This window comes from Streptomyces sp. NRRL F-2580, assembly GCF_000720115.1.
Taxonomy (GTDB): Bacteria; Actinomycetota; Actinomycetes; order Streptomycetales; family Streptomycetaceae; genus Streptomyces.
This window is the reverse complement of sequence record NZ_JOIR01000016.1, coordinates 111673-119919: the sequence shown is the minus strand read 5'-3', so window position 1 is coordinate 119919 and position 8247 is coordinate 111673. Positions and strand designations below refer to the sequence as shown.

The 8247-nt window shown below is 74.5% G+C and carries 6 protein-coding genes and 2 pseudogenes; 4 read left to right on the top strand and 4 right to left on the bottom strand.

Annotation, left to right across the window (positions count from 1 at the left end; translation table 11 throughout):
* Positions 1 to 126 precede the first annotated feature (126 nt).
* From IF88_RS0119680 to IF88_RS0119670, 3 genes are read left to right on the top strand one after another with little or no spacing between them, the layout of a single operon-like run.
* Positions 127 to 921 carry an ABC transporter ATP-binding protein gene (locus IF88_RS0119680; protein WP_030713685.1) on the top strand — a complete coding sequence of 265 codons (795 nt, stop codon included), beginning with the start codon at positions 127 to 129 and terminating at the stop codon, positions 919 to 921.
* Positions 908 to 1804 (top strand): ABC transporter permease, encoded by an 897-nt coding sequence (locus IF88_RS0119675; protein ID WP_030713682.1) that lies wholly within the window; start codon positions 908 to 910, stop codon positions 1802 to 1804. The genes IF88_RS0119680 and IF88_RS0119675 overlap by 14 nt, the downstream gene beginning before the upstream one ends.
* Before the next feature lie 5 nt (positions 1805 to 1809).
* Positions 1810 to 2574: a sirohydrochlorin chelatase gene (locus IF88_RS0119670; RefSeq protein WP_030713679.1), complete on the top strand. Its 765-nt coding sequence runs from the start codon at positions 1810 to 1812 to the stop codon at positions 2572 to 2574.
* Between the two features lie 108 nt (positions 2575 to 2682).
* Here IF88_RS0119670 and IF88_RS0119665 read toward each other — a convergent pair whose 3' ends face one another.
* A complete protein-coding gene (locus IF88_RS0119665; RefSeq protein ID WP_030713676.1) occupies positions 2683 to 3684 on the bottom strand; it encodes a ketopantoate reductase family protein in 1002 nt (333 codons plus the stop codon).
* Between IF88_RS0119665 and IF88_RS49345 the strand changes: the two are divergent.
* Positions 3583 to 3924: pseudogene (locus tag IF88_RS49345) on the top strand (hypothetical protein); the annotation flags it as partial. The gene IF88_RS0119665 and the pseudogene IF88_RS49345 sit on opposite strands and share 102 nt — an antisense overlap.
* Positions 3925 to 4095: 171 nt before the next feature.
* Here the strand turns inward: IF88_RS49345 and IF88_RS0119660 are convergent.
* The 3 genes and pseudogenes from IF88_RS0119660 to IF88_RS0119650 form a co-directional block, all read right to left on the bottom strand.
* Positions 4096 to 4665 (bottom strand): DUF1697 domain-containing protein, encoded by a 570-nt coding sequence (locus IF88_RS0119660; RefSeq protein ID WP_030713673.1) that lies wholly within the window; start codon positions 4663 to 4665, stop codon positions 4096 to 4098.
* A 20-nt stretch (positions 4666 to 4685) separates the two neighbouring features.
* Positions 4686 to 5932, bottom strand: a pseudogene (gene mgt / locus IF88_RS0119655) (macrolide-inactivating glycosyltransferase).
* Positions 5933 to 5938: 6 nt separating this feature from the next.
* Positions 5939 to 8200: an FUSC family protein gene (locus tag IF88_RS0119650; RefSeq protein WP_063754817.1), complete on the bottom strand. Its 2262-nt coding sequence runs from the start codon at positions 8198 to 8200 to the stop codon at positions 5939 to 5941.
* Between the last annotated feature and the right edge of the window lie 47 nt (positions 8201 to 8247).

Below are 8247 nucleotides of genomic sequence, written 5' to 3'. Positions count from 1 at the left end.
CTCGCCGGCATCTACGACCTGACGCTCCTGAACAAGGTCCTCAAGGCCGCCGGCAAGCCCGAGGTCTCCGACGCCGGCCTCGGCGCCAAGTAACCCGTAATCCAGCAATCCCAGGAGGTGACGACCATGGCCACCACGCTTGCCAAGGCTGCCGAGGGCTCCGTAGCGGAGCAGACCCACGCTGCCCGCATCGAGCACGTCTCGAAGTCCTTCTCCGGCCCGGCCGGATCGCAGCTCGTCCTGGACGACATCAGCCTCGATGTCGCTCCCGGAGAGTTCGTCACCATCCTGGGGGCCTCGGGGTGTGGGAAGTCCACGCTCCTGAACCTGGTCGCGGGACTCGACAAGCCGTCCGCGGGGTCCATCGAGACCCCCGGCGGCCGTCCGGCCCTCATGTTCCAGGAGCACGCCCTCTTCCCGTGGCTCACCGCGGGCAAGAACATCGAACTCGCCCTGCGCCTGCGCGGGGTGGCCAAGGCCGACCGCAAGCCGGAGGCCGAGCGCCTGCTGGAGCTGGTCCGCCTCGGCGGCTCGTACGGCAAGCGCGTGCACGAGCTGTCCGGCGGCATGCGCCAGCGCGTGGCCCTGGCCCGGGCGCTCGCCCAGGACAGCCAGCTGCTGCTGATGGACGAGCCGTTCGCGGCCCTCGACGCCATCACGCGGGACGTGCTGCACGGCGAGCTCACCCGCATCTGGGCCGAGACGAACCTCTCCGTCCTCTTCGTCACCCACAACGTGCGCGAGGCCGTCCGCCTCGCCCAGCGCGTGGTCCTGCTCTCCTCCCGCCCCGGCCGGGTCGCGAAGGAGTGGACCGTGGACATCCCGCAGCCGCGCCGCATCGAGGACGCGGACGTCGCGGAACTGTCCCTTGAGATCACTGAACACCTGCGTGGGGAGATCCGCCGCCATGGCCAGCACTGACACCACTCCGAAGGCCACGGGCAAGAGCGACGACCTGGCCCGCCTGGAAGCGGGCCTCGACGCGCTCGACGCGGTCCAGACCCACCGCACCCCGGTCCGCGAGGTCCTCGTCAAGAAGGTCCTCCCGCCCCTCCTGGCCGTGGGCCTCGTGCTCGTGGTCTGGCAGGTCCTCGTCGCCACGAAGGTCACCGAGGAGACCAAGCTGCCCCCGCTGTCCGCGGTCTGGGACAGCCTGTCCCACATGTGGGTCCAGGGCACCCTGCTGGATGTCGTCTGGACCAGCGTCTCCCGCGGCCTGCTCGGCTTCCTGCTGGCCCTGGCCATCGGCACCCCGCTCGGCCTGCTGGTCGCCCGGGTGAAGTTCGTGCGCGCCGCGATCGGCCCGATCCTCCAGGGCCTGCAGTCGCTGCCGTCGGTGGCCTGGGTGCCGCCGGCCGTCCTGTGGTTCGGCCTCAACGACGCGATGATGTACACGGTCATCCTGCTGGGCGCCGTCCCGTCCATCGCCAACGGCCTGGTCTCGGGCATCGACCAGATCCCGCCGCTCTACCTGCGGGCGGGCCGCACCCTGGGCGCCACCGGCCTGAGGGGGGCCCGGCACATCGTGATGCCGGCCGCGCTGCCGGGCTACCTGGCGGGCCTCAAGCAGGGCTGGGCCTTCTCCTGGCGCTCGCTGATGGCCGCCGAGATCATCGCCTCCTCGCCCGACCTGGGCCTGGGCCTGGGCCAGCTCCTGGAGAACGGCCGCAACAACATCGACCTGCCCGGCGTGTTCCTCGCGATCATCCTGATCCTGGTGGTCGGCATCGCCATCGACCTGCTGATCTTCAGCCCGGTCGAGCGGTGGGTGCTGCGCAGCCGCGGCCTGCTGGTCAAGAGCTGAGTCCGATGTCCCACGCACCCGCACTCCTGGTCATCGCCCACGGCAGCCGCGACCCGCGGCACGCGGCGACCGTGCACGCCCTGGTCGCGCGGGCCCGGACGCTGCGGCCCGGACTGCGGGTGGAGACGGCCTTCCTGGACTTCAACACCCCGTCGGTGGGCCAGGCCCTGTCCTCGCTCTACCTGTCGGGGGTCCGGGAGGTCGTCGCCCTCCCGCTCCTCCTCACCCGGGCCTTCCACGCGAAGTCCGACATCCCGGCGGCGCTGGCCGAGTCGACGGCCCGCCTGCCGGGGCTCTCCGTGCGGGTGGCCGACGTCCTCGGCCCGTCCCCGCTCCTCCTCTCCGCCCTCGACCGCCGGCTCGCCGAAGCCGGCCTCACCCCGGCGGACCGCGCCACCACCGCGGTGGTGCTCGCGTCCGCCGGCTCCACGGACCCGGAGGCGATCGCAGCGATCGCTGAAACCGCGCGGGAGTGGCGGCACACCGGTTGGTGCGCCGTGCGGCCTGCGTTCGCCTCCGCTGCTCTCCCCCGTACGGAGGACGCCGTACGGGCCCTGCGCGCCGAGGGCTTCGCCCGGGTGGCGGTGGCCCCGTACGTCATCGCCCCCGGGCGGCTCCCGGACCGCATCGCGGCGGGCGCCGAAGCCGCGGGCGCGGACGTCCTGGCCGACGTCCTGGGCGCGGCCCCCGAACTGGCCAGCCTCCTGCTGCGCCGCTACGACGCCTCGGCGGCCGCTGCTCCCGCGAGGCTCCCGGCCCTGTCGGCCTGACCCGCCGCGGCCGCGCCTCGAACGCCGGCGCGGCTCAAAGACCCGGGGCTCCGCCCCGGACCCCGCGCCTCAAACGCCGGAGGGGCTGAAAATGCCGCACCCGGGCGACTACGCGCGGGCCGCGGCCTCGTCGGCCAGGGCGGTGAGGTCCTCGATGGACATCGCGCCCGGGGGGAGGCCCTCACGCGCGAAGATGTTCGCCGCGTGCCGCAGTACGTCGTTGACCGGGGTCGGGACCCCGTGCAGCCGCCCCAGCAGGGAGATCTCCCCGTTGAGGTAGTCCGCTTCCACCGAGCCCGCCCCGCGCGCCAGGCTCTGCCAGGACGATCCGCCCCGGACCCCCGGCCCCTGGTTCACCTTGCCGTCCCGTGCCAGCGACTGCTCCGCGTCCGAGGCGTAGGCGATGCCCGCCGCCCCGAAGACCGCCTTCGCCTCGCGGACGGCCCGCAGCAGCAGCGCCGCCTTCGCCGGGTCCGGCTCCGGCCCGGTCGTCGCCTGGACGGCGTTGCCCAGGTTCCCCAGCAGCTTCGCGTACTTCCACCGCATCACGTCCTCGACCACCGGCGCCTCGAAGCCGGCCTTCCCGAGGTCCTCCGCGACGGCCCGGCACAGCGCGTCCGCGCCGCCCGCCGCCCGGCCCACGTGCAGGATGCCGGTCAGCGGCGCGCACAGGGCCGAGACCACGCCCGGCTCCAGGAAGGTCGAGGGCAGCCATACGCACACCCCGTACACGCGCGCGAAGCGCCGTAGGGCCATCCGCTCGCTCTCCACGCCGTTCTGCGCGCACAGCACCGGCAGCCGCTGCGCGGCCGTGCCGCCGCCCGCGACCTCCGCGTCGCCCCACGTGTCGAGCGCGGCGACCGCGTGCTGCGTCTTCACCGCCAGCAACAGCACGTCGTCGGGGCGCAGTTCGCCCAGCTCGTCCGGTCCGGTGACCACGGGCAGCCGGTGTACCCGCTCCCCGTCGGCCGTGGTGAGCCGCAGCCCGTCGGCCCGCAGGGCCTCCGCGTGCGCGCCGCGCGCGACGAGGACGACCTCGCCGCCCGCCTCCGCGAGCCGTCCGCCGATGGTGGCGCCCACAGCGCCCGCGCCGATGATGATGTAACGCATGCCACGAGCCTGGCACATCCGGCGCCCCGCTCTACGGTCGGGGGCACGGCGGAACGGATATTCACACTCGACGGCGATCTTCCGGTACGGCGGCTCGGGTTCGGCACGGGCGGCCAACAGCTGCGCGCGCTCGCCGCGTTGCGGGCGCAGGGCAAGATCCGGCACATCGGGCTGGACACCGTCACCGCGGAGCAGCTGCGGCTGGCGCTGGAGTCCGTCCCGATCGCCTCGGTCCAGAACGCGTACAACCTGACGGGCCAGATCGCGCCGGCGTGGCTGCTGCACCGCTCGGCCGTCCTGTGCCCGACTCCCGGCACCGGTTCCCCCGGCCACCTGGCGGAGAACCTGGACGCGGCGACGATCCACCTGTGGCCGCGCGAGCTGGCGGTGCTGGACGCCCTCTGGCTCCGGTCAGCTCGGCACGGCGGTCAGTTCGACGAGCTTGGCGACGGTGTTCCAGTTGCGGGTGGTCACGTCGATGCCCTTGACGACGGCGGGCCTGGCGAGGGCCTCGGCCAGTTTGGAGCGGCCCAGGCCGTCGGGGGCGTAGAGGTAGAGGACGCGGTCGCCGAGCCGGTACTCCTCGGGGAGGTACGAGGCCTGGTCGAGCGCGGCGAAGCGCTCCGCGCCCGGCTGTTCGGAGAAGAAGGTGGCGTGGAGCTGCTTGCCCTCCAGCTCCGCGGCCGGGAAGGGGCAGGCGCCGGCGACGGCGCGCAGGTACGCCCCGTCCACCACCAGGCACGCCACCCGGAAGCCGAAGCGGGCCTCGATGGCCGTCTCCAGCTCCCGGGCGAGCGCCGCCGGGTCCCTCTCCACGCTGCTGAAGACGGCGTTGCCGCTCTGCAGGTACGTCTGTACGTCGCCGTGGCCGAGCTCCTCCAGCACGGAGCGCAGCTCCGCCATCGGGACCTTCTTGCTCCCGCCGACGTTGATGCCGCGCAGCAGCGCCGCGTACTTCGTGGTCGTGGCCTTCTTCGTCATGGCGGCACCTTAGGCGGTGGCTATGACAGTTCGGCCTCGATGAGGTAGGCGGCCTGCCGCGTGCCCCCTTCGGCCGCCATCCGGGCGCGCACGTCCGCGGCGCGGGCGGCGACCTCGGGGTCGGCGACCAGGGCGAGGACCGCCTCCCGGAGGGTCCGGGCGTCGGCGTCCGCCATCGGAACGTGGCGGGCCACGCCGAGCGAGACCAGCATGTCGGCGTTGCCGAACTGGTCGACGGCTTGCGGGACGGCGACCATCGGGGTGGCGGTGGCGAGCCCTTCCTGGCTGCCGCCGGCGCCCGCGTGGGTGATGAAGGCGTCGGCCTGGCGCAGGATGTCCAGCTGGGGAACCCAGCGGTGGACCTCGACGTTGGCGGGGATCTCGCCGAGCTCGGCCTCGTCGGTGAACTTGCCGATCTGGAGGACGACGTGCCAGTCGGGCAGGTCCGCGAAGGCGTCGATGCAGGCGCGGTAGAAGGCGGGCTGCTTGGTGAAGGCGGAGCCGAGCGAGACGAGCACGACCTTCTTGCCCTCGGCGGTGGCGGGCCTGTGCCAGCGGCCCTGGGGCGCGCGGTCGCCCTGGCAGGCGCCGACGAAGGTGTACGCGGACTCGTCGACGCGGTCGGCGTGGGGCTGAAGGGCCCTGGGGATCAGGACCAGGCTGCGGCGCGGCCGGCCCTGGAAGCGGTCGACATCGTCCGGGAGGCCGTTCTCGGTGAGCCAGGCGGCGAATCGGGCGTAGTACGCCCGGCCCCGTTCGGAGGCCTTCAGCTCGGCGAACATCGGCTCGGCCACCTCCTGCTCGTACCCCTCCCAGGCGACGAGGTTCGGGGAGAGGGAGACGGCGGGGACGCCCCACCGGTGGGCGAGCACGGGCGCCGGGTAGGAGGTGATGTCGTGCAGGACGAGGTCCGGCTCGTCGCCGTCGAAGGCGGCGGCGAGCTGCGGGAGTGCCTGGACGGCGTCGTCCAGGAAGGGCTCCAGGTTCTCGATGAGCTCGGTGCCCCAGGCCTCCGGGTCGTCGTCGGTGGGGAGGGTGGAGGTGTAGATCACGGGCGTGGCGCCGGTCTCCGCGATCTTCTCGGCGAAGGCGGCGGGGATGGCGTAGCTGACGCGGTGGCCGCGGGCGACGAGCTCGCGGATCACTTCGATGCTCGGGTTCACGTGGCCGTGGGCGGCGATGGAGAACATGGCGATGTGCGCGACGCCGGCGGCGGGCTGGGCGGAGGTCATGATCAGACCATAACGAGACGAGACGTCTCGTGCAACCAATTTCAGGGCGCCGTCCCGTCCGGCCCGCCGGAACCGCCGATGGGTGCGGTGACGCGCTCGACGTCGGTGGTCAGCGAGTCGAGCCAGGCCAGGCCCGCGTAGAACCGCGGCAGGGCGACCCCGTCCCCCGCTCCGTCGGGGGGCTCCCGGCCGGGAGCGGGCAGTCCGTCCGTCGGCGGTCCGTCCGCCGGCAGTCCGTCCGCCGGCAGGGCGCGGACGGCCGGCAGGGCGTGGACCGCCGGCGGGTCGTCCACCGGCACCGGCTGCCGCGGGTCCATCGGCAGGTCCTTGCCCGTCGGATGGTCCTTGTGCGGTGGTGGGGACGTGTTCGACGTCAGGGCCGAGGCGGCGCGCAGGCCGGTGGCCACCCGCGTCGCCCGGCCGCGCAGGCGCGTCTGCTGGGCCGGTTCCAGGGGTGGGCCGCCTCGGGCGAGCAGCCGCCGCGAGCCCCACAGCACGTGGTGGCCCGTCATCAGGGCCGCCTGCCAGTCCGCGGGGGCGCCGACCGGCGCGCGGGGCTCGCTCAGGCGCTGCGAGAACGCGGACTCCGCCAGCAGCAGAGCACGCTGCAGCGCCGTGTCGTCCGGGGGCCGTCCCGGCCCGCCCCCCGCCACGGCGGCCGCGGTGCTCCCGACCTTGTCGGCCGCCTCCGCCAGCAGCAGGGCGACCGCCCGGTGCAGCTCCACCTGCGCCCCCCGCGGCCAGGCGAGCAGCCCGAACACGATGCCGATCAGGCTGCCGATGACCACGTCCAGGATCCTGACCTCGGCCAGCTGCCAGGTCACCGGCGCCAGCTGGGCGAAGACGAAGGACACGACAAGGGTGAACATGCCCTGGGCCCAGCCCACGCCCCGCACCGGCCCGACCCGGAACGCCACGAACATGACGAACGGCAGGGCGACCGCGTAGACGGTGCTGTGCACGCCGATGAGGGCCAGTAGGACGCCGGCCGTGAGGGCGCCGAGCAGCGTGCCCGTGAGCGCCACGCGTACGGTCGCCCGCGTCTGCGAGACCGTGGTCCGGGTCAGGCTGAGCACGGCGAGCATCGCCCAGAAGCCGTGGGGCAGGGAGTCGATGCCCGCGATCGTGCGGGCGGCCGCGAGCGCGAGGCTGAGCCGCACCGCGTTCTGGAAGTGCACGGACCGCGGCCCGGCGTGCGCGGCCAGCCGGTGCCACCACAGGCTGGGGGCGTGCCGGCCGGCGTACCAGAAGCGGCCCGCGTCGATCTCGGCCGGCAGCCGCGCGCGCAAGCCCCGTACCGCGAGTTCGGCAGCCGTCGTGAAGGCGACGGCGGCGTCCGCCACTTCCAGCAGCGCCGCCCTGCGCACGCCCAGTGCCTCGTTCGCCGGCCGCTCGTCCACCGCCACGGCCTCGGCCCGTACGTGTCGCAGGGCGCGGGCCGCGTCGACGGAGTCGCCGGTGCCACGCAGCAGGGCCGCGCTCTCGGCGACGGCCGCGCCGACCGCGGCGGGCACCCCGGGCGCCTGCTCCGGCGGCGGGCGGTCCGGGGGCGGCGCGGGCAGGTTCACCATGCGGTTCAGGAGCGTACGGGCGGCCAGGCCCGCATGCGCGAGCCCGCGGTCCCGCAGCCCCGGCCCGGCGGGCCGCTCGGCCTCGGGGACCCGGAAGGGCCGCAGCGCCTCGCCGGCCGCCCTGGCCGCCTCCGCCCCGGCGGCGGACAGCGTGTACGGGGCACGGCGCAGCTCGTCGGCGCAGCGGGCGGCGGTGTCGGCGGCCTCGGCGGCCAGCGACCGGTAGGAGGTGCCGCGCGGCTCGGGCAGGACGAAGAGCTCGGCGAGGATCAGCAGCGCGAGGCCGACGGTCGTCCCCAGCAGGCGCTCGCCGAGGGTGTCGGGGGCGTAGGGCGGGAAGCACGGGAGGATGTAGAGCAGCTGCAGGCCGGGTGCGGCGCCCGACGGCCGGGGCCCGGCCACGGCCACGAAGGCGAGGCAGAAGCCGATCACCAGCATGCCGGCCACGGCGGTCCAGGTGCGCACCGCGAGGTAGGTGCCGATCGTGACCAGCACCCAGGCCAGCGGCGTCGTGCGGGCGATGACTACCGCCCGCTGGGGGCCGGTGCCGGGGATGTGCGAGAGGGCCGCCATCGACACGACGGCGAACAGGGCGTACGTCGCGGCGACGGACAGGTCCAGCCCGTACAGGAAGAGGAAGAACCCGGCGCACGCGGCAAGCGTGGTGCGGATGGCGCGCCGCGCCACGCCGCCGGGGCCGCGGGCGGCGCCTGCGTCACGGTCGGCGCCCATGCCTCCAGCATCGGGCCGCCCTCCCGAAGCCACCACCCGCGGGGGCC

Bases quoted from the DNA above. Each gene is read 5' to 3' on its own strand.
- IF88_RS0119680 (WP_030713685.1), top strand. From the start codon at position 127: ATGGCCACCACGCTTGCCAAGGCTGCCGAGGGCTCCGTAGCGGAGCAG.
- IF88_RS0119675 (WP_030713682.1), top strand. From the start codon at position 908: ATGGCCAGCACTGACACCACTCCGAAGGCCACGGGCAAGAGCGACGAC.
- IF88_RS0119670 (WP_030713679.1), top strand. From the start codon at position 1,810: ATGTCCCACGCACCCGCACTCCTGGTCATCGCCCACGGCAGCCGCGAC.
- IF88_RS0119665 (WP_030713676.1), bottom strand. From the start codon at position 3,684: ATGCGTTACATCATCATCGGCGCGGGCGCTGTGGGCGCCACCATCGGC.
- IF88_RS0119660 (WP_030713673.1), bottom strand. From the start codon at position 4,665: ATGACGAAGAAGGCCACGACCACGAAGTACGCGGCGCTGCTGCGCGGC.
- IF88_RS0119650 (WP_063754817.1), bottom strand. From the start codon at position 8,200: ATGGGCGCCGACCGTGACGCAGGCGCCGCCCGCGGCCCCGGCGGCGTG.